At 52.3% G+C, this 20,508-nt stretch carries 24 protein-coding genes; 19 read left to right on the top strand and 5 right to left on the bottom strand.

What is annotated here, in order from left to right; genetic code table 11:
• The 7 genes from EVJ26_RS03810 to EVJ26_RS03785 all read left to right on the top strand — a co-directional run bounded on the left by EVJ26_RS03810 (nucleotide 1) and on the right by EVJ26_RS03785 (nucleotide 5,625).
• A complete protein-coding gene (locus EVJ26_RS03810) occupies nucleotides 1-1,221 on the top strand; it encodes a cysteine desulfurase (protein ID WP_070328744.1) in 1,221 nt (406 codons plus the stop codon).
• Nucleotides 1,211-1,645: a Fe-S cluster assembly sulfur transfer protein SufU gene (sufU, locus tag EVJ26_RS03805; protein ID WP_070328745.1), complete on the top strand. Its 435-nt coding sequence runs from the start codon at nucleotides 1,211-1,213 to the stop codon at nucleotides 1,643-1,645. The genes EVJ26_RS03810 and sufU overlap by 11 nt, the downstream gene beginning before the upstream one ends.
• Before the next feature lie 19 nt (nucleotides 1,646-1,664).
• On the top strand, nucleotides 1,665-3,062 hold the full coding sequence (gene sufB / locus EVJ26_RS03800; protein WP_070328746.1) for a Fe-S cluster assembly protein SufB: 1,398 nt from the start codon (nucleotides 1,665-1,667) through the stop codon (nucleotides 3,060-3,062).
• A 149-nt stretch (nucleotides 3,063-3,211) separates the two neighbouring features.
• Nucleotides 3,212-3,532, top strand: coding sequence for a YciI family protein (locus EVJ26_RS03795; protein WP_201738327.1), 321 nt, complete (start codon nucleotides 3,212-3,214; stop codon nucleotides 3,530-3,532).
• Between the two features lie 434 nt (nucleotides 3,533-3,966).
• On the top strand, nucleotides 3,967-4,119 hold the full coding sequence (locus tag EVJ26_RS14385; protein ID WP_161566946.1) for a hypothetical protein: 153 nt from the start codon (nucleotides 3,967-3,969) through the stop codon (nucleotides 4,117-4,119).
• Between the two features lie 6 nt (nucleotides 4,120-4,125).
• Nucleotides 4,126-4,551: a DUF6678 family protein gene (locus tag EVJ26_RS03790; protein ID WP_131469777.1), complete on the top strand. Its 426-nt coding sequence runs from the start codon at nucleotides 4,126-4,128 to the stop codon at nucleotides 4,549-4,551.
• Nucleotides 4,552-4,659: 108 nt separating this feature from the next.
• A complete protein-coding gene (locus tag EVJ26_RS03785) occupies nucleotides 4,660-5,625 on the top strand; it encodes an L-lactate dehydrogenase (RefSeq protein ID WP_131468286.1) in 966 nt (321 codons plus the stop codon).
• Between the two features lie 35 nt (nucleotides 5,626-5,660).
• Here the strand turns inward: EVJ26_RS03785 and EVJ26_RS03780 are convergent, their stop codons facing one another.
• Nucleotides 5,661-7,043, bottom strand: a complete 1,383-nt coding sequence (locus tag EVJ26_RS03780; RefSeq protein ID WP_131469775.1) for an alanine/glycine:cation symporter family protein — start codon at nucleotides 7,041-7,043, stop codon at nucleotides 5,661-5,663.
• 94 nt (nucleotides 7,044-7,137) lie between these two features.
• On the opposite strand from EVJ26_RS03780, the gene EVJ26_RS03775 reads away from it, so the two are divergent.
• The 8 genes from EVJ26_RS03775 to EVJ26_RS03740 all read left to right on the top strand — a co-directional run bounded on the left by EVJ26_RS03775 (nucleotide 7,138) and on the right by EVJ26_RS03740 (nucleotide 14,156).
• A complete protein-coding gene (locus EVJ26_RS03775; protein WP_070328749.1) occupies nucleotides 7,138-7,410 on the top strand; it encodes an acylphosphatase in 273 nt (90 codons plus the stop codon).
• Nucleotides 7,411-7,656: 246 nt separating this feature from the next.
• Nucleotides 7,657-8,976, top strand: a complete 1,320-nt coding sequence (gene brnQ, locus EVJ26_RS03770) for a branched-chain amino acid transport system II carrier protein (RefSeq protein WP_131455919.1) — start codon at nucleotides 7,657-7,659, stop codon at nucleotides 8,974-8,976.
• Between the two features lie 110 nt (nucleotides 8,977-9,086).
• Nucleotides 9,087-10,268, top strand: coding sequence for an MFS transporter (locus tag EVJ26_RS03765; RefSeq protein WP_131455921.1), 1,182 nt, complete (start codon nucleotides 9,087-9,089; stop codon nucleotides 10,266-10,268).
• Nucleotides 10,269-10,285: 17 nt separating this feature from the next.
• A complete protein-coding gene (locus EVJ26_RS03760) occupies nucleotides 10,286-11,131 on the top strand; it encodes a DUF72 domain-containing protein (RefSeq protein ID WP_131469773.1) in 846 nt (281 codons plus the stop codon).
• A gap of 9 nt (nucleotides 11,132-11,140) precedes the next feature.
• The gene (locus tag EVJ26_RS03755) at nucleotides 11,141-12,487 is read left to right on the top strand and encodes a bifunctional metallophosphatase/5'-nucleotidase (RefSeq protein ID WP_131468288.1); all 1,347 of its coding nucleotides are present in this window, start codon (nucleotides 11,141-11,143) and stop codon (nucleotides 12,485-12,487) included.
• 47 nt (nucleotides 12,488-12,534) lie between these two features.
• Entirely contained in the window at nucleotides 12,535-12,915 is a 381-nt protein-coding gene (locus EVJ26_RS03750; protein WP_035386184.1) for a YutD family protein, read from the top strand.
• Between the two features lie 156 nt (nucleotides 12,916-13,071).
• Nucleotides 13,072-13,377 (top strand): hypothetical protein, encoded by a 306-nt coding sequence (locus EVJ26_RS03745; protein ID WP_131455927.1) that lies wholly within the window; start codon nucleotides 13,072-13,074, stop codon nucleotides 13,375-13,377.
• 101 nt (nucleotides 13,378-13,478) lie between these two features.
• Nucleotides 13,479-14,156 (top strand): DUF975 family protein, encoded by a 678-nt coding sequence (locus EVJ26_RS03740; protein WP_131455929.1) that lies wholly within the window; start codon nucleotides 13,479-13,481, stop codon nucleotides 14,154-14,156.
• A 36-nt stretch (nucleotides 14,157-14,192) separates the two neighbouring features.
• Here the strand turns inward: EVJ26_RS03740 and glpX are convergent, their stop codons facing one another.
• Entirely contained in the window at nucleotides 14,193-15,173 is a 981-nt protein-coding gene (gene glpX / locus EVJ26_RS03735) for a class II fructose-bisphosphatase (protein WP_131455931.1), read from the bottom strand.
• 158 nt (nucleotides 15,174-15,331) lie between these two features.
• Here glpX and EVJ26_RS03730 point away from each other — a divergent pair, with 158 nt between their 5' ends.
• Nucleotides 15,332-15,775 carry a DUF86 domain-containing protein gene (locus EVJ26_RS03730; protein ID WP_070328796.1) on the top strand — a complete coding sequence of 148 codons (444 nt, stop codon included), beginning with the start codon at nucleotides 15,332-15,334 and terminating at the stop codon, nucleotides 15,773-15,775.
• A 4-nt stretch (nucleotides 15,776-15,779) separates the two neighbouring features.
• Complete coding sequence (locus EVJ26_RS03725) at nucleotides 15,780-16,550, top strand: TIGR01457 family HAD-type hydrolase (protein ID WP_070328756.1); 771 nt, start codon at nucleotides 15,780-15,782, stop codon at nucleotides 16,548-16,550.
• Nucleotides 16,551-16,583: 33 nt separating this feature from the next.
• Here EVJ26_RS03725 and EVJ26_RS03720 read toward each other — a convergent pair whose 3' ends face one another.
• Nucleotides 16,584-16,811: a NifU family protein gene (locus EVJ26_RS03720; protein ID WP_012726833.1), complete on the bottom strand. Its 228-nt coding sequence runs from the start codon at nucleotides 16,809-16,811 to the stop codon at nucleotides 16,584-16,586.
• 127 nt (nucleotides 16,812-16,938) lie between these two features.
• Between EVJ26_RS03720 and EVJ26_RS03715 the strand changes: the two genes are divergently transcribed.
• On the top strand, nucleotides 16,939-17,226 hold the full coding sequence (locus EVJ26_RS03715) for a DUF1462 family protein (protein WP_131455933.1): 288 nt from the start codon (nucleotides 16,939-16,941) through the stop codon (nucleotides 17,224-17,226).
• A 56-nt stretch (nucleotides 17,227-17,282) separates the two neighbouring features.
• On the opposite strand, the gene EVJ26_RS03710 is transcribed toward EVJ26_RS03715, so the two are convergent.
• A complete protein-coding gene (locus EVJ26_RS03710; protein ID WP_131455935.1) occupies nucleotides 17,283-18,713 on the bottom strand; it encodes a S8 family peptidase in 1,431 nt (476 codons plus the stop codon).
• Between the two features lie 249 nt (nucleotides 18,714-18,962).
• Nucleotides 18,963-20,018, bottom strand: coding sequence for an NAD(P)/FAD-dependent oxidoreductase (locus tag EVJ26_RS03705; RefSeq protein WP_131455937.1), 1,056 nt, complete (start codon nucleotides 20,016-20,018; stop codon nucleotides 18,963-18,965).
• 96 nt (nucleotides 20,019-20,114) lie between these two features.
• On the opposite strand from EVJ26_RS03705, the gene EVJ26_RS03700 reads away from it, so the two are divergent.
• On the top strand, nucleotides 20,115-20,351 hold the full coding sequence (locus tag EVJ26_RS03700; RefSeq protein WP_035386187.1) for a YuzB family protein: 237 nt from the start codon (nucleotides 20,115-20,117) through the stop codon (nucleotides 20,349-20,351).
• Nucleotides 20,352-20,508 lie beyond the last annotated feature (157 nt).

Raw genomic sequence — 20,508 nt, 5'->3', positions numbered from 1 at the left:
ATGATTGATGCCTCGATTCGTAAACAGTTCCCGATTTTAGATCAGGAAATCAACGGCCATCCGCTCGTCTATCTCGACAGTGCGGCGAGCTCCCAAAAACCGCTTGCTGTCATCGAGGCGATCGAGGATTACTATCGCCGTATCCACTCGAACGTGCACCGTGGCGTCCATACGCTCGGCACGCACGCGACGGATGCGTATGAAGGGGCACGGGAGCGTGTCCGTTCATTCATCAACGCCTCAGTACCGGAAGAGATCATCTTCACTCGGGGGACGACGACGGCGATTAACCTTGTCGCTTCAAGTTACGGGGACGCCAACGTCAGCGCGGGAGATGAGATCGTTCTCACACCGATGGAGCACCACGCGAACTTGATTCCGTGGCAACAGCTCGCCAAGCGCACAGGTGCGAAACTCCGTTACGTCGAAATGACGCCAGACGGCCGGATCACACTCGACGCGGTGCGGGAAGTGTTGTCGGACCGGACGAAGATCGTCGCCATGAGCCACGTCTCGAACGTGCTCGGCACGATCAACCCAATCGCGGAAGTGGCGAAACTCGCCCACGAAAAAGGTGCGGTCATGGTCGTCGATGCGGCGCAAAGCGTACCGCACCGGAAGCTTGACGTCCAAGCGCTCGATTGTGACTTCCTTGCCTTCTCTGGCCATAAGATGCTCGGTCCGACCGGGATCGGTGTCTTGTACGGGAAGAAACAGCTGCTTAAAAACATGGAGCCGGTCGAGTTCGGCGGCGAGATGATCGATTACGTCGACTTGTATGAGTCGACGTGGAAAGACATCCCGTACCGCTTTGAAGCGGGAACACCGATCATCGCCGGTGCCGTCGGTTTGGCTGCCGCCATCGACTTTTTAGAAGACCTTGGTCTCGAGAATGTCGAGGCACACGAACGGGCGCTCGTGACGTACGCCATCGAACAGATGCGTACGATCGAAGGGATCGAAATCTTTGGTCCTGAGGAGCGCGTCGGGCTCGTCACGTTCAACTTGAACGACGTCCACGCCCACGACCTTGCGACCGTCTTAGATATGCAAGGGGTCGCGGTACGGGCCGGTCATCACTGTGCCCAACCGCTCATGCGCCTCCTGAAGCAATCATCGACTGCCCGAGCGAGCTTCTACTTGTATAACACACGAGATGAAGTCGATCGCTTCATCGAAGGGTTACGTCAAACGAAGGAGTATTTCAATTATGAGTTTTAACAATCTCGACATGTTGTACCGACAAGTCATCATGGATCATTATAAAAACCCAAGAAACCGTGGCGTCATCGAAGATGGCGTGACGATCGATTTGAACAACCCGACGTGCGGGGATTCACTCCGACTCCAACTTCAAGTCGAAGACGGAATCGTGAAAGATGCCAAGTTCGAAGGGGAAGGCTGTTCGATCAGTCTCGCCTCGGCATCGATGATGACCCAAATCGTAAAAGGTAAGTCTGTAGACGAAGCGCTCCAACTGGCCAACATCTTTTCACAGATGGTCCAAGGGAAAGACTACGATACAGACACGTTCGACCTAGGCGACATCGAAGCGTTGTCTGGTGTCTCAAAGTTTCCGGCTCGCATCAAGTGCGCCACGCTCGCGTGGAAAGCACTTGAAAAGGGAGTCGACGAGGAAGCGTAAGTAGAAGGAGGAGACCGATATGGCGAAAAACATGCCAGACGTTGGCGATTATAAATATGGCTTCCATGACCGAGACATCTCGATTTTCCGTTCAGGCCGCGGCTTGACGAAAGAAATCGTTGAAACGATCTCGAACATGAAAGAAGAACCGGCATGGATGCTCGAGTTCCGTTTAAAATCACTCGAACAGTTCCGGAAGATGCCGATGCCGACATGGGGCGGCGATCTCACGTCACTTGATTTTGATGAGATCACGTACTACGTCAAACCGTCTGAGAAGACGGAGCACTCGTGGGACGAGGTTCCTGAAGAAATCAAACGGACGTTTGATAAGCTCGGAATCCCCGAAGCGGAACAAAAATACTTGGCAGGTGTCTCGGCTCAGTACGAGTCAGAGGTCGTCTACCATAGTATGCAAGAAGACTTCGAAGAAAGAGGTGTCATCTTCAAAGATACGGACACTGCTTTGAAAGAAAACGAAGACTTGTTCCGTGAGTATTTCGGGAAATTGATCCCGCCGACGGACAACAAGTTCTCGGCACTCAACTCGGCCGTCTGGTCAGGTGGCTCGTTCATCTATGTGCCAAAAGGCGTGAAACTCGAGCAACCGCTCCAAGCCTACTTCCGGATCAACTCGGAAAACATGGGTCAATTCGAGCGGACGCTCATCATCGTCGACGAGGGCGCTTCTGTCCATTACGTCGAAGGATGTACGGCACCGGTCTACACGACGAACTCGCTTCACTCAGCCGTCGTCGAGATCTTCGTCAACAAAGACGCATACTGCCGCTATACGACGATCCAAAACTGGGCGAATAACGTCTATAACTTGGTCACGAAGCGTGCCGTCTGTGAAGCGGGCGCGTCGATGGAGTGGATCGATGGCAACATCGGATCGAAACTCACGATGAAGTACCCAGCCGTCATCTTAAAAGGTGAAGGCTCACGTGGAATGACGCTCTCGATCGCACTCGGCGGTAAAGGGCAGCACCAAGACGCTGGGGCGAAGATGATTCACCTCGCACCGAACACGTCGTCGTCGATCGTCTCGAAGTCGATTTCGAAACAAGGCGGAAAAGTCTCGTATCGCGGAATCGTCCACTTCGGCCGTAAGGCGAAAGGTGCCCGTTCGAACATCGAATGTGACACGCTTATCATGGACAACGAGTCGACGTCGGACACGATCCCGTACAACGAGATCTTGAACGACCAAGTCTCGCTCGAGCACGAAGCGAAAGTCTCGAAAGTGTCAGAAGAGCAACTCTTCTACCTCATGAGCCGTGGGATCTCGGAAGAAGAAGCGACCGAGATGATCGTCATGGGCTTCATCGAGCCGTTCACGAAAGAATTGCCAATGGAATACGCCGTCGAAATGAACCGTCTCATCAAGTTTGAGATGGAAGGATCGATCGGATAATCCTGAATATGTAGATAAAGACGGTTGACATGAAATCATGTCAACCGTCTTTTTTGGATTGAACCCCTCTCGTTTCATAGGAGCTATTTCGACCTGAACTAGGGAATAAAGTAGTGAAACATATACTCGACCCGAGAGGAGAAGCGAACATGATGTTTTTGGTAACAGGCTATTTCAATGCTGAAAAAATGAATGAAAAGACGGACCATGAAATAGACCGAATCATGGCTACTTGTGAACCATACTTACATCAGTTTTATGCAAGTGAGCAGGTTGTATTAGATATTGGGCTTGAAGCGAGTATGAAAGAAGTCAAGCGTCATGCTGATCAGATCAAGATAACGGATGGACCAGTCTTGGGGTCAAAGGAAGTAGTAGGAAGTACTTTTTTGATTGAAGCGGCGGACATAGAGGACGCGGTCAGAATCGCTTCCATCCGACGACCCAAGTGCCCGAAGCGGAATCGTTAGGCTGGAGGATTGAAATTCGGCCGGTTCACTATTATTGGGAAAGAGAGTGAACGGTCTCGTCAAGTTTGAGATGTAACAATTGATTTAATAGTCCACTACCTTGACCAGCGAGCTTAGTTTCGCTGGTTTTTTGTATAATGAAATGAGGAGGCGATGACGTGACAAATCGATTTTCACTAGAGAGCAGAGAACTTGAGACATTCATGGGTCAGATGGTCGTGATTTGTCCACGTTGTGGGGGACGAGCGGACGTTATGGAGAAGGCTAATGAGGTACGCTTGAGCTGTTTTCAGTGCGGTTATCTACAAATGAAGCAGAGCGGTACGAAATACATCGGCGGAGCTTTCGATGTACATTTCAGATTGCCGCTCTATCTGCAAACTGGTTGTTGTGGTCATGTCCTATGGGCTTATAATCAGGAGCACCTCGCGTATATGAGACAGTACGTGGAAGCGAGTGTTCGGACAAGCGACGGCGCGAACCGCAGTATTGAGAGTCGCTTGCCCAAGTGGATGAAGCAAAAGCACAACCGTGAAGATGTGTTGCGGGCAATCAAGCGCTTAGAACTCGCATGTGAGAAAGGATGAACAGCGATGGACCGACAAAAAGAGTTACAAGAAATAGAAGAGCGGCAATTGACATCGGTGATGAACAAGACAAAGTGGGGGGAACTGAGGCGAGCGGTAGCAAATACATTCCTATTTGAACCTCCTTATCAAACCAAATATGTATTAGAGGACACACCTGATCCTGAGTTTTTATCGAAGACGGCTTATGAATCAGGTGATTGGGATGATGGATTTCCTTATCCTACCTCTTCAATCGAATGGATTCGATTGCGACCAAAGGTGTTGGTCTATAAGGGAGCTATCGTCGAACCAGACGTATGTGATATGACCGATGAACTTATATCTATTTTAACGAAAGAACGAATCCCGTTCATACAGGACAATGAAATGATTCAAATTTTTGGCTATGTTCGAGATACGGGAATATTTGAACCGAAACTTGATGCATAGCGTAATTCTGTATTTATTTCGTATATACTGATTGTTTAGTTATTGTCGTGAAACAGCTAAGAGTCGGGTATGCTAAAAGAGAGACTGTTTTTAGGGAGGAATGATTGAATGGAAACAATTGATCCAAAAGACATTACCCGCATCGCCGTCGTCGGTGCCGGCTGGGTCGGCATCAGTTTTGCCTACCAACTATCGATGGCGGCACTCTGTGAAGAGCTCGTCTTGATCGACTCGAACCACGCGAAAGCGGAAGGGGAGGCGATGGACTTGAACCACGGCATCTCGTTCGCACCGAGCCCGGTCCGGATTTGGGCAGGGGATTACACGGATTGTCGTGATGCCGACATCGTCATCATCACAGCAGGCGCCGCTCAAAAGCTTGGGCAGACACAGATGGACCTCGCGGGGCAAAACGCTATCGTCGTCCGTGACGTGACAGAACAAATCATGGCGAGCGGCTTTGACGGGATCATCGTCGTTGCGACGAACCCGGTCAACGTGATGGCCCACGTCGCCTGGAAAGCGTCGGGCTTGCCGAAACACCGCGTCATCGGCTCAGGGACGGTGCTCGATACGGCACGTCTGCGTTTTAAGCTCGGCGAGTACTTCGACTTGTCGTCGCGCAACTGTCACGTCTATTATATGGGCGAACATGGTGCCGGTGGTTTCGTCGCCTGGGACAACGCCCGGATTTACGGGAAATCCATGAAGCAACTGCTCGCAGACAATGAATCATATCACCAAGAGGATTTAGACGCGATCTATCAAGAAGTGCGCGATGCCGCGAACCAAATCATCGGCTATAAGAGTGCGGCCTATTACGCGATCGGCCTCGGCTTGCTGCGCATCGTCCGGGCCATCGTCCGGAACGAGAACACGGTCGTGACGATCGGCGCCCACCTCGACGGGGAATACGGCGCCTCCGACCTCCATATCGGGGTACCTGCCTTGATCGACCGGAGCGGTATCAGTCAAATCATCGAGATCGACTTGACGGCTGAAGAGCAACAACAGTTCGACGCCTCGGTCGGACGGATTCGCCAAGCGATTGATAAGATCGAGACAAGTTCATAACAAAAACCCGGCTGCCAATGCAGCCGGGTTCGTTATTACGACGCCTTTTTCTCGGCGACGTCTTTCTTGTAATATTTTTCAGACGAGAAGAATTCAGTCGTCAGTCGTTTTACTTCACCGCTTAGCATCAGCACGGCGATCATGTTCGGGATGAGGATCATCGCGAGCATGAAGTCAAGGAAGTTCCAAATCATCTGGGCGCCACCGATCGAACCGATGACGATCGAGGCGATATAGACGACTTTCATCACTTTGCCGGCCGTCAAACCGAACAAGTACTCGGCTTGGCGTGAGCCATAAAAGATGATGACGATGATCGTCGACAAGACGAAGAAGATGAGTGAGATCGTCACGAGCAAGCTACCCGTATACCCGAAGTATTCACGGAAAGCGATTGTTGTGAGGGCGGCTGGGTCGCTCATCGCGCCTTCACGCGTCCAAACGCCAGACGACAAGACGACGAACGCGGTCGTGCTACAGATGATGAGCGTGTCGATGACGATCCCGATGACGGCCCAGAAACCTTGGCGGACCGGGTGGTCGGTCTGGGCGGCCGCGTGCGCGATCGGTGCCGTCCCGAGACCGGCCTCGTTCGAGTAGAGTCCGCGGGCGAAGCCCCAACGGATCGTCTCGGCGATGGCGGCTCCGGCAAATCCGCCGAGCGCGGCCATCGGTTGGAACGCGTACGAGAAGATGAGACCGAGAACGTCAGGGATTTGCGAGAAGTTCATCAAGACGATGATGAACCCGGCCCCGACGTACACGAGTGCCATCGCCGGGACGATGATCTCCGTCACTTTAGCGATCCGTTTCATGCCTCCAAAGACGACGAGCGCGACGAGGCCGGCGACGATGAAGCCGGTGACGAGCGTATCGCCGTTGAACGTCTCACGGACGGCCGAGCTGACGGCGTTGCCTTGGACCATGATGCTCGGGATGAGCTCGATCATGAGGGCGAACGCGAACCATGAGGCGAGCCATTTCCACTTCAGCCCTTTTGCCATGTAGTAGACCGGACCGCCGACAAATTCCCCGGCTTCATTTTTCTCGCGGTAACGCACGGCGAGGACACTTTCTGTGAACTTGATGGCCATCCCGACGACGGCGATGACCCACATCCAGAAGATGGCGCCCGGTCCCCCGAACATGATCGCGGCCGGGACACCGATGATGTTGGCGGCACCGATCGTCGACGATAACGCCGACGTCAACGCCTGGCGAGGACTGATGTCGCCTTCGCCTTTCGGTTTTTTAAAGACGCTTCCTAACGTTTGTTGAACTATGTAGAGCGGGTATCGGAATTGGAAGAATCCTAATTTGATGGTCAAGTAAAGACCTGATAACACGAGCAGGGAGATGATTGGGACTCCCCATAGCCAATTCGAAAACGACGTCACGATATTCACAATCTGTTCCACATCACCACTCCTAATCCAGTTATTTTATTTATATAGTGTTACCTAAGCAGCGTCTCGCTAAACCTGTTATTTCATATGAAGGAGGAGAATACGCATGAAACTGGCTAAACAATTGATCGTCTCAGGACGCGTCCAAGGGGTCGGCTTTCGCTATTTTTGTCAAGCGACCGCAATCGAATCGAATCTAAAGGGATGGGTCCGAAATTTGAGCGATGGTACGGTCGAGCTCCATGTCGAAGGGGACGAGGCCGACTATGCATCGTTCAAACGAGCGCTCTATGACGGCAATCGGTTCGTCGGCGTCGAACAGATCGAAGAAACGGATATCGCGGAAGCATCATACCGTAAATTCGATATCCGCTATTGACTATTTTTTTGAAAAGATGACATGAATTCGGTTGACAAGTAGGCTCCTGCTGTAAAAAGAGGGAGCTTTTTTTATATGGAAATCTACTTCTCAGAAAAATAAACATCTTTTTTAAAGATAGGGTGGTCAAAAAAAGGATAGTGTGTATAATGGAATAGACCAAGCGCTTTATTGTCAGAAAATTTAGTCATTTAGTCGGAATTTGTTCAATACGGAAGGTACTACAATGTATGTGGAGGTAGTTGTATGAAAAAATCAACATTATTCCCGTTAGCGTTTACGATTTTCGCATTATTCTTCGGAGCCGGGAACTTGCTGTTCCCACCGATGCTAGGAGCGTTGGCAGGTGAGAACCTGTTCCCAGCCCTAGTCGGATTCGTCATTACCGGCGTCGGACTTCCTTTACTCGCCTTGTTCGCAGTCGCGCGGGTCGGTGGAGGGTCTGATCAAATCGCAAGGTACATTCCGAAGCGTCTTGCTCTTCTTTTGACGGGATTAATGTACGTGGCAATCGGACCGTTCTTCGGGATTCCTCGGACGGCAGCGGTCACGTATGAGATGGGAGTCGTGCCGTTCCTCGGTGCGCCGTCAACGTTCACACTCGCCATCAGTTCAACTGTCTTTTTCGGCTTGACGTTCCTTTTGACGCTCCGCGCTCAAAAATTGATCGAGATCATCGGACGGATCATCACACCGATCCTCCTCGTCTTGCTCGCTGGTATCGGGATCACAAACCTTGTGGCTCCGCTCGGCTCACCGGCCGCGCCAGCAGCAGGGTATGAGACGTGGCTCGGGGCACTCGGTGAAGGCTTTAAACAAGGTTACTTGACGATGGACGTATTCGGGGCACTCGTCTTTGGTGCAATCGTTCTCGTCACGCTTAAAGCGAACGGGATGTCGGATCAAAAAGAAGCGTCATCGCTTCTCCGGACATCGGGATTGCTTGCCGTCACGTGTTTGATGCTCGTCTACATCTCGCTCGCATCGATCGGAGCGAACATGACGGGTGTCACGGGAACTACTGACGGAGCAAGCCTCCTTCAAACGTTTGCCGGTACATCGTTCGGTCAAGTCGGCATGCTCGCACTCGGGGCAGCGGTCTTCCTTGCTTGTTTGACGACAGCGGTCGGACTCATCACCGAGTTCTCACGGTTCATGAGTAACACGTTCGAGTCGCTCAAGTACTACCAAGTCGTCATCGGGACAACGTTATTCGGTTACTTGATCTCACTCGTCGGTCTCGGTACGTTGATTGAAATCGCGATACCGTTGCTCACGCTCTTGTATCCGGTCATGATCGCACTCGTGCTCGTTTCGGTCACGGAACGGATTCAACGTAACCCGCACGTCGCGATGAAGGCGACCGTTTACACGGCGCTCGTGTTCTCGTTGTTCGAGACGGCACAAGGCTTGGCTCCAACAGCCGTGACTGCATGGATCACGAACTTACCGATGGCTGAGATCGGGCTCGCCTGGGCAGTTCCTACGTTGATCGTTTATGTCGTCACACTGTTCTTACCGAAACAGCGGTCGAGCGGGTCACTCGCTGAGTCACGCATCTCATAATCACAACGACACCCATCCTCTGGTCCAGGATGGGTGTTTTGCTGTCTTATCGTTTGCTCATTCCATTCATCAACAAGTAAAATGAATAGATGAAAAGGAAGTGACGTGCGTTGACGACAAAACAAAAGAAACAATTGGCGATTCTCATGCTGAACATGTTCATCGCCGTAGCAGGATTCGGGATTATCATTCCAATCATTCCCGACTATTTAAAAATGATTGGCGAAGGCGGTACCGCCGCCGGACTGATGATTTCGGTCTTTGCCGGGGCGCAGTTGCTCATGTCACCGATCGCGGGGAAATGGGCGGACGTCTACGGTCGCCGACTGATGATCATTTCAGGGCTCATCGGGTTCACCATCTCGATGGCAGTCTTTTACTTATCCGACAATTTGACGGTCTTACTGATCTCGCGCGCCATCGGCGGAGTCGGGGCCGCATTGCTCATTCCAGCCATCTTTGCTTACGTGGCCGACATTACGACGCTCAAACAACGGGCGAAAGGAAATAGCTATATTTCCGCGGCAATGTCGCTCGGGATCGTCATCGGACCAGGGATCGGGGGCTTCGTGGCCGAGTTCGGGCTGAAGGCACCGCTGCTTTTGTCGGCGATCGTCTCATTGGTCGCCGTCATCTCATCGATCATTCTATTGAAAGAACCGGATCGGGAAGCTTACGTCCGGACGAACGAGACCGAATCGCTGCCACGGCAACTCTTGTCGTCGACTCGAAAGCCGTACTTCTTCGTGCTCGTCATCAACTTGGTCATGGCGTTTGGGCTCATGGCATACGAGTCGGTGCTTGGACTGTTCGTCAGTGAGACGTTCAGTGCGACGCCGCAAGAAATTGCCGTCATGATCACAGGTACGGGAATCGTCAGTGTCATCGTTCAGCTGTTTGCCGTCGACCGACTCGTCTCGCTCTTCGGTGAGATCAAAGTCGTGCTCATCTTTATTATGCTCGCGGCACTCGGCTTCTTGTTCTCGCTGTTCGCGGGATCGTATGCGATCTTCTTCGCGATCACGCTCATCATCTTCTTGTCGACCTCGATTCTTCGTCCGGTGTTGAATACGCTCGTGTCGAAAATGGCGGATAAAGAACAAGGCTTCGCGATGGGGATGAACAACGCCTATATGAGTATCGGCAATATCGTCGGGCCGACGCTTGCCGGGATCGCCTTCGATATCGACATGCGCTATCCGTTCATCATGGGACTTGCCTTGTTGCTCGTGACGTTTAGCGGGACACTCAATTGGTCAAAGCGAAACGCGGAGACATCGTTCGAACAATAATGTGAGGAGGAAACACGATGATTTATGTCGGTGTGACCGGTTGGGGAGACCACGACCTGCTCTATACGACGCCGGAAGAGCGGAAGCACAAACTGTCGACATACGCCGGCCACTTTCCGACGGTGGAGGTCGACTCGTCGTTCTATGCGATCCAACCTGTGAAAAACTATGAGAAATGGAATCGTGAGACGCCGGACGGCTTTCAGTTCGTCGTCAAAGTTTCCAGGGAAATGAGCGGGCACGACCGTGAACCGAAGCTGCCGCTCGCCGAACTGTTCGAGCGCTACCGGACATCGGTCGAGCCACTCAAACAGGCGGGGAAACTGCGGGCCGTTCTCGTCCAACTCCCGCCGTGGTTCGACGTCTCGAAGCCTCATCTCGACTATTTGCGGACGATTCGAGCGGAACTGATCGACTATGACATCGCCGTCGAGTTTCGGAACCCGACGTGGTTCTCGGAAGCATTTCGCGACCGGACGCTCGCGTTCTTGACCGAGCAACGCTTCATCAACACGGTGTGCGACGAACCGCAGACGAAAGAGAGCAGCATCCCGTTCGTCCCGGTCGTCACGAACCCGGAAGTCGCAGTCGTCCGTCTGCACGGCCGCAATACGGCCGGGTGGCTCCGCAAACCCGGGATGACGAGCCAAGAGTGGCGTCACGTCCGCTGCTTGTATCGATACAATGAGGATGAACTGCAAGAACTTGCAACGGCGTGCCGGGCGCTCGAACGAGATGCCAAGTCGGTCTACGTCTATTTCAACAACAACTCAGCCGGGGATGCGGCACCGAACGCGAAACGTTTGATTGAGATTCTCGGTGCCGAGTATGAGCTCGCCCCGAGCCAAATCAGCCTGTTTTAGGAAGAGGGGATGGCCGTGCGTACGATTAAAATCTTTCATTACAATGACTTGCATTCAAAATTTCATAACTGGCCTCAACTTGTCTCCTTTTTGAACGAACGCCGACACGAGGACACGCTCGTCTTCGACCTCGGCGATCATGCCGATCGAACACACCCGGCGACGGAAGTGACGAAAGGGCAAGTGAACGTCCGCTTGCTCAATCGGCTCAATCCGACGGCCGTGACGATCGGCAACAACGAAGGCATCACGTTCCCGCACGACTGGCTCGATTCGCTCTATGAGGATGCGACGTTCCCTGTCTTGCTCGCGAACGTCTATCACGCGGACGGGACGCGACCGGACTGGGCGACGGAGACGCTCGTCCTCGAGCGGTCCGGTGTGCGTGTCGGTCTGTTCGGCGTGACCGCACCGTATGAAGAGCTGTATCCTGAACTCGGTTGGCAAATTGAGTCACCGCTGACGGCGACTGCTCGGGCACTCGAGGAACTCAAAGGATGTGACGTCATCATCGCGCTCAGTCACCTCGGTTTCTACGCCGACGAGCGACTCGCTGAAGCGTTCCCAGCCATCGATGTCATCCTTGGGGCGCATACGCACCACGTGTTAGACGACGGCGTCATGAAAAACGGGGTATTGATCGCCCAGGCCGGGAAGTACGGGCAATACGTCGGAGAAGTCGAGTTATCGCTTCGGGACGGCCAAGTCGTAGAGAAGAAGGCGTGTCTCCATGACTTGACAGATCACGTTCAGGACGACGACACGCTACGGGCGTTGCGGTTCGAGTATGAACAAGCTGAGAGTTTGCTTGACGTGACGATTGCCGCCACGCCAGGCTATGTGAGCGATTGGTTCGGACCATCTCCGATTGCGGAATTATTAGCGGACGGATTAATGGACTGGTGTGATGCCGAAGTAAGCATCCTTCCATCAGGCATCCTGCTTGAAGGGTTGGCACCCGGACAAGTCACGCTCAATATGCTCCATCGCATCTGTCCGCACCCGATCAATCCATGCCTGTTGACACTCGACGGTGCAACGTTGCTTCGGTTCTTGAGCGATGTTCATGATGAGCCGTTCACGACGATGCACGTGCGTGGGCTCGGATTTCGCGGAACGGTGCTCGGACAACCGATCATCCACGGTCTTGAAGTGAAACAAGGCCGCTACTTGCTTCGCGGCAACGAGATCGGTCTTGAACAGACGTATCGTGTCGCCACGGTCGACATGTTCACGTTCGGTCCGCTCCTGCCGTATTTGGCGGACCAGCCGAAGCGTTACTACATGCCGGAACTTCTGCGTGACGTGCTGCGTGAAACGATCATGGCGCGTCATGATGTGATCCGAAAACGATAGGGGAATTATTGATTGGCGTGATATGATAGGAAAGTGGAGGTGTGAAAATGATTAGAGTGAATCACCATGGATATACCGTCATCGAAGAGAAACGCGACGGGTTTGACGAAGAGGCATTCATCGCTCGTTATAGTGATGTGCTCGATAAATATGATTACATCGTCGGCGATTGGGGACATGGTCAACTTCGTCTCAAAGGATTTTATGAAGTGAAGTCGAAGTTTGCCACGTACGATAATCGAATCGATCACGTGATGGACTATGTGTATGAGTATTGTAACTTTGGTTGTCCGTTCTTCGTCCTGAAGAAAGAGACAGAGATTGATGAAAGTGAAGACGGTCCTGTGTTCGGCGGAACGAAACAACCGCTCAAACTAAAACGAAAATTCAATAAAGCGGAAGAAGCTGAAACTTCGACCGGTTCATGACGCGCTGATGACATCGGCGCTTTTTTTGTTACATATATTTCCTGAATGTTTCGTTTAGGTGAAAAGACGGTGTGACAGGTTTAGGGATAAGAAAATTGTGATAATTTATATATAAGATAACTTTTTCTGTTCGGGTTTTGGAAGTGAGGTGGAAGGATGCAACACGTACAAACGACGACCGTCAGCGATCGCGATGACGTCCATAACCGAATCCATAACTTAGGATTGGGCTTACTGGCGATGCTGTTCTTCGGGTTAGGTAGTATCATGACATTCTATTTCACAGCCGCGGTCCTTTTGTTTGAGTTGGTCCATGTCTTGCTCGTTCGCCGGTTCGAGTATCGGAATGCATTTCTAAAAAGCCGGTTATTTAAAGCGATCTCACTGACTGTTGTCGCTACAGGTGTGCTCTTATTTATTCTATCGATGTCACAGTTTTTTATGGGCAATATCTTATATTAACAGGGAAAAGGAGAAACCTTTCCCTGTTTTCGTGTTTTTTGAAACCTTCTGCCGGCCAATGACGTACACTAAGGAAAGAACACAAACAAAGGATGGATACTATGACAGCACAATGGAAACAACACGCACAAAAAATGTTGACAGGTAATCGCTGGCTGCTCGCTGGGATTTTGATTTTGTTCGTTGTATTGAACGGGATTCCCCAAACGTTCGCACCGACGATTGACGCAGAGTCAATGGAGCCATTGACGTCGACCGAGATGACGTTATCATTCTTATCGTTCCTTCTGACGTTGTTGATCGCACCGCTCACGATCGGATGGTCATGGCTCGTCCTCTCCGTGTCACGCGGCGACAAGCCGGCCGTCTCGAAATTATTTGAACCGTTCCAAACCGGCTATGTGAAACACGTGCTCGCTCCGTTTTTCGTAGGGTTGTTCATCTTCTTATGGGCATTGTTACTCGTGATCCCAGGAATCGTCAAAGCGTTCTCGTACTCGCTAACGAACTATATTTTACGTGATCAGCCGGAACTGTCGGCTCTCGAGGCGATCACCGAGTCACGCCGGATGATGGACGGTCACAAGATGGACGCGTTCAAGCTCGTTCTCTCCTTCATCGGTTGGTTCTTCGTCGGTGTGTTCACGCTCGGAATCGGCTTCTTGTACGTGTATCCGTACTTCACGACGACGTACGCTGCGTTCTATGACTCGCTTCGAGGAGCAGATCAGCCACGCACGAACCACGTCGGTACGCCTGATATGGAACAAGGATTCTAAAAAAAACCTCCGCTCAAATTTTGAGCGGAGGTTTTGTCATGCTTCGACTTGTTGTTTGTTCAGGTACGGCTTCAACGACAACGTGTGTTCAGCGACGACTTTGCGGATCGTCTTCGTCTTCGAACGCATGACGAGCGACGTCGTCTCGACGATATCGTCCGTCAAGAACTTGACGCCGTCGAGCAGTTCACCCGTCGTGACACCGGTCGCGGCAAAGATGCAATCGTCACTCTTGACGAGATCGTCGATCGTGAGGAGTTGGAGTGGGTCCTCGATGCCCATCGAGATGACGCGGGCCGTCTCTTCTTCGTTCATCGGATGAAGGCGGGCTTGCATATCGCCGCCGAGCGCCTTGACGGCTGCTGCCGTGATGACGCCTTCTGGTGCGCCGCCTGTCGAGATGAAGATGTCGATCGGGTTCGATTTGATGGCTGCGGCGATTCCGGCCGAGACATCGCCGTCATCGAACAGTTTGACGCGTGCGCCCATACGCATCGCCGCTTGACGGAGATGTTCGTGGCGGTCACGGTCTTGCATGATGACGGTCACTTCTTCGATCCGTTTGCCGTTATAGAGCGCGGCTTTCTCGATGATCGACTCGAGCGGTTCGTCGAGCGAGACTTTCCCTTTCAGGTTCGGTCCGACAACAAGTTTATCCATATACATATCAGGTGCGTGGAGGAGAGCGCCTTTATCGGCGACTGCGATGACGACCATGGCGTCGCTGAGTCCTTTGGCGACAATCGATGTCCCTTCGAGCGGATCGACCGCGATATCGACTTCCGGCCCAAACGTCGTACCGAGGCGTTCGCCGATGTAAAGCATCGGAGCCTCATCTAATTCGCCTTCGCCAATCACGACAGTCGCATCCATATTGACCGTGCCGAGCACTTCGCGCATCGCTGACGTCGCCGCGTCATCGGCCTCGTTCTTTTGGCCGCGACCAATCCATTTTGATGATGCCAGTGCCGCTGCCTCGGTTGCTCGTACGATCTCTAACGCTAATTCTCGTTCCATAGTGTTGAACCCTCCACGTGATTTCTATTTAATGTGACATACTAATTAAAGTGTTAATCCGTGGATTAGTGTATCACAATCGAATAAATGATGTAAATAGGGGAGGTTCTTTTCTCGAGTCGGAAAAAAGATTATGATAAGGGGCAGGGGGGATGACGATGTATTTTGTAAATAGAGAAAAAATCAATGAGACACTGGCCCATATGGAAACGATGTTGCATCGGATCGATCAGCTTGAAGGGGACGCGTTCACACTTGAACTTGCGAAAGAGCGTTTGGCCGTGCATTTGATGGAAGGCGTCATCGATGTCGGCAACTCGATGATCGACGGCTTCATTATGCGCGATCCGGGGAGTTATGAAGATATCGTCGACATTTTATTGGACGAGCGCGTGCTCGACGCCCAGACGGCTCAAGCGGCGAAAGAGCTCGTCATGATGCGTGCCTATTACGTCCGGGAGTTCGTCACGTCGGATTCGGCTCGCTTTGATGCCTGGACGGAGCGTCAAAAGGAGACGTTCGCAGCATTTCCCGAGCAAGTCCGCCGCTATTTAGAAGTGGAACTTGGACCAGTATCAGCATTTCTACCGGAAAGCGAGTGATTAGATGAATTTAATTAAAGGATACTTATTTGATTTAGACGGAACGATCTATGCGGGCACCGAGCCGATCAAAGCAGCGGTCGACTTCGTGAACCGGCTCGAGGCGACGGGCTTCCCATACTTGTTCGTCACGAACAACGCTTCGATGACGCCGAAACAAGTCGCGGACAAACTCGTGTCGATGGGTGTCCACGTGACACCCGAGCACGTCTTGACGAGTGCGATGGCAACGGCCCGTTATATCGAGAAGATGACACCAGGGGCGACCGTTTATATGATTGGGGAAGACGGTCTCCGGATCGCGCTTGAAGAGCGTGGCTTCCATGTGACAGACGAACCGAAAGCCGACTACGTCGTCATCGGGCTCGATCGCCACATCACGTATGAGAAATTGGCGAAAGGTGCGCTCGCGATTCGGTCCGGCGCCCGTTTCATCTCGACGAACGGGGATATCGCCATCCCGACCGAGCGCGGCTTTTTACCGGGCAACGGGGCGCTCACGTCCGTGCTCACAGTGACGACGGAGAAAGACCCGTTCTTCATCGGCAAACCGGAGCCGGTCATGATCGACATCGCCCTCGAGATGATCGGTCTGACGAAAGACGAGGTCGTCATGGTCGGGGACAACTACCATACGGACATCTTGTTCGGGATCAACGGAGGGCTGCGGACGCTGCATGTCAATTCAGGCGTTCACGGGCCTGCGTTCATTCAAGAACAAGAAAAGCTCCCGACCTATATGGTCGAGAGCTTGGACGAATGGACACATGCATGAAAAAAAAGGGATGACGTTTGTCTCCCTTTTTGTTTAGAATACTTGTTCGACTTCGACGATGCCAGGTACTTCTTCAATGAGCGCGCGCTCAATTCCGGCTTTCAAAGTGATTGTTGAAGACGGGCAGCTGCCGCATGCACCCATCAAACGAAGTTTGACGATGCCTTCTTCTACATCAACGAGTTCGACGTCACCGCCGTCGCGAAGCAAGAACGGGCGTAATTTATCGAGTACTTCTTGGACTTGATCAAACATTTCCATGGTATCTAACCCCTTTCTGGTTCTATTCCATTCTAGCAAGTTTGAGATTGTTTCTCAATCTTTAACGCTGAGCGTTTTGTGACAGGGGCGCTGCGTGATTTTTGTATAATAGAAATGGATAGGGGGAATGACGATGAAAATCACGGTATACGGGGCAGAAGTACAGTGTGCGAGCTGTGTCGGGGCACCGAGCTCGGTCGAGACATATGAATGGTTACAAAGTGCGCTCGCCCGGAAATATCCGGAGCGCAAGTTCGAGTTCGAATACATCGACTTCGAGCAAGCGGACGATGACATCGCCGAGGCGATCAAGCAAGACGAATGGTTTTACCCGCTCGTCCTCTTGAACGGGGAAGTCGTCGACGAAGGTGTCGTCCAGTTACGTAAAGTGTATACGGCGATTGACCAGAAGTGAACGACATCATAAAAGAAGGTTGAGCGAATACACATTCGTTCAACCTTCTTGTCGATTTAGCGAAGTTGGAACGACGTCGTCGCTGAACTTGCCGTGTATCCTGAGAGCGTCGCATCCGCTTTCACTTGGTACGTCCCTCGTTGTGAAGAAGAACCGGTCGAGAGCGTGAACGTGATTGCTCCGCTTGAGTTGGTTTTACCCGTTCCTGAGAGCGTCGTGCCGTAAGGTTGTGTTACTGTCACACGAACGTCCGCGTTCGCGATCGCTTGACCGTTCGCGTCACGTACCGTCGATGAGATCGATACAACTTCACCGGCGTAGTATATCGCTTTTGATGTCGTGACCGTAGCCGCGAGCGCTTGAACCGGTTGTGACGTGCTGCCTGACGTTGGCGCTTGAACGAGTCCGTTGCCGAATAGTGTATCGCGACCTGCCGTGCCGAGGTCGATTGCATCTTGTGACAGGCGCGTCCGGAGCTGTGAAGATGAGAGCGTCGGGTACGCTTGTTTCATGAGCGCCAAGTTCCCGGCGACGTATGGTGTCGCCATCGACGTCCCGCTCATTTGACCGTAGCCGCTGCCGACGATTGTCGAATTGATGTTCACACCTGGAGCCGCGACTTCAACTGTACTGCCCGTAGCGGAGAACGAAGCGCGATTGTTGTTGATGTCCGTCGCCGCGACCGCGATGGCCGAGCTGTAGCGCGCCGGGTAGTTGACGAGGTCGCCGCTGCCGTCGGCTCGGCCGTTGTTACCAGCCGCTGCGACGACGAGAATGCCTGAATTGTTCGCCCGGTCGACGACTTGTTGGAGAGTCGTCGAAGGACTCGTCGTTCCGAGGCTCAAGTTGATGATATCCATTTGATTCGAAATCGACCAGTCGATACCGGCGATGATGCTCGACAGGCTACCGCTGCCGTTCGCCTCGAGCGCTTTGACGGCGTAAATACTTGCCTCGTGGGCGATCCCGACCGTTCCGATGCCGTTGTCACGTGCCGCGATGATCCCGGCGACGTGCGTGCCGTGTCCGTTGTCATCGGCGTATGAACTCGTCACACTGCTAAATGACGCTCCACCTGCAATCGTCAAGTCAGGATGCGCTGAGATTCCCGTATCGACGACGGAGACTTTAATACCTTTTCCGGTGAAGCCGTTCTGCCAAGCCGATGGTGCTTTCAGTTTTGGAATTCCCCAGTCTTGGGTTTGATTCTCAATTTGTACCGTCTGATCGACTTCGATGTGGGCGACGTTCGGATTGTTTTTCAATCCGTTCAGCGCTGCTTTCGGCACTTCGATGGCAGCAGCCGGGATGTTGGCGTATTGCTGTTTGACTTCCATGCCTTCAATCGAGAGCGGGATTTTCTTCGCCGACTGTTTGAACACGACGATGACACGTTCTTTTTCCTTGTCAGGACTGGCATCTACTGCTTGTGGGACGGTTGACAAGACGAGAAGCGAGGCGAGGACGGTGCTACAGATTTTCTTCAATGGATTTCCCCCTTTGGATTATGTAGGCGAGATGACATAATGTCGAACTGCCGTGCTCATAGAGTAACAAGTTTTTCCATCGGGTAGAATATGTCAATCGAATCAATAATCTGAAAATTTAGACAGGTATATCAGGGACAGGGATACAAGACTTTTGGCGCAAGGCAAAGAAGTATGAACGGGTAAGCGGCTGTCACCACATAAAAAAATCGCGAGATGGCAAGGCAGCCATTTCGCGATTCGGTCGTATTATTTGATGACTTTATGTTTCCACAGGATACCGGACTTGAGAAGTCGGGCCACTTTCCCGGTCAGCGACTGTTTCCCCATGAAGACGCCGAAGCCGGCCTTCTTCCCGAGCGATCCGAGCGTGCCTCGGAGTTTAATATCCGGCAACTCAGGATAAGCGACGCCTTTCCACTTGCAGAGCAGCACTTGGACGATCTGTTCGGCTTGTGCCTCGGCGAGTTGACCTGAAGGTGCGTACGGGAGGCTGGCGTTGTCACCGACGACGAAGACGTCAGGCAAATCGGGAACGTAGTGATGCGGTGTCAGTTTCACGCGGCCGCCCCCATCGAGCTCCCAGCCTTGGTTCCGGACGACGGCGACCGGTTGGATCCCAGCCGTCCAAACCGTCAAGTCGGCGGCAAAGTGTTGTTCATGGTTCCACAGACCGTCTGGGTCGACCCGGACGATGTTGGCATTGTTGATGACTTCGACACCGTGCTCTTCAAACCACGATTGAACGTACATCGAGACACGGCTCGATAAAAAGGACAGGACGGAAGGGCCACGGTCGAACAGTCGGACGGTCAGATCGGGACGGCTCTCCCGGAGTTCGCTCGCGAGCTCGACACCGGATAGGCCGGCCCCGACGATCGAGACGATCGAACCGGGCGACAAGCCGTTGATCGCTTGTTGCGTCTTGCGTGACTCTTCTAACGTTTGGATACTGTACGTGAACTCGGCGGCGCCGGGCACGTTATGGTATTTGTCCTCGCAGCCTAAGCCGATGACGAGGTCGTCGTACGGCACTTTTTCCCCGCTTGCGAGCAACACCATCTTGTCGGTCGTATCGATGTCCGTGACTTGCCCGTATATGTAGTCGACTTCTTCCGGGAAATCGACACGGATGTCACGATCGGATACCGTTCCGGCGGCTAGTGCATAATACTCTGTTTTTAATCCGTGATAAGGTAGACGGTCGATTAATGTGATCGATACGTCCTTCAGCTGATGGCCGAGGACGCGTTCGATTACACGCATACCCCCGTAACCGCCTCCTAAGACGACTAATTTGCGCATAAAAATCCCCCTTTGTTACTCTCTAACTGTACCATGATATAATACCTCGTAGAAGAACCATTTTCCCGCAATAGGGGAAGAAAGACGGTGAAAAAAATGATGAATCCGATCATCGAGTTTTGTGCCTCGAACTTAGCGATGGGTTCACAGATCGCCCGGGCAAAACTAGAGTCCGATCCTGACCTAGACGTCGTCGAATATGGCTGTACCGGCTACTGTGGGGTCTGCTCGCTCGACTTGTTCTGTCTCGTCGACGGAGAAGTCGTGATCGGGGAGACGCCGGAGCAACTTGTCACGAACGTGTATGAAAAAATCGAAGAGATGGCCTGGTAAAAAAGTTTGAGAAATCTCAAACTTTTTTCTTTTTGACCCGTTGCTTTTTTAAAAACGGTCTGTTATATTCTAAGAGGTTCGAATGTAGGTTGTCTGACGTTTAACAACAGAAAAAGAAAGCGTTTCAAACGGTAGGGCACATCTCGATTCGGGTATA

Source organism: Exiguobacterium sp. SH3S1 (assembly GCF_004337105.1).
In the GTDB taxonomy this organism is placed as follows: domain Bacteria; phylum Bacillota; class Bacilli; order Exiguobacteriales; family Exiguobacteriaceae; genus Exiguobacterium; species Exiguobacterium aurantiacum_A.
Note: the sequence above shows the minus strand (reverse complement) of the source record. Positions and strands in the feature narration are given on the sequence as shown.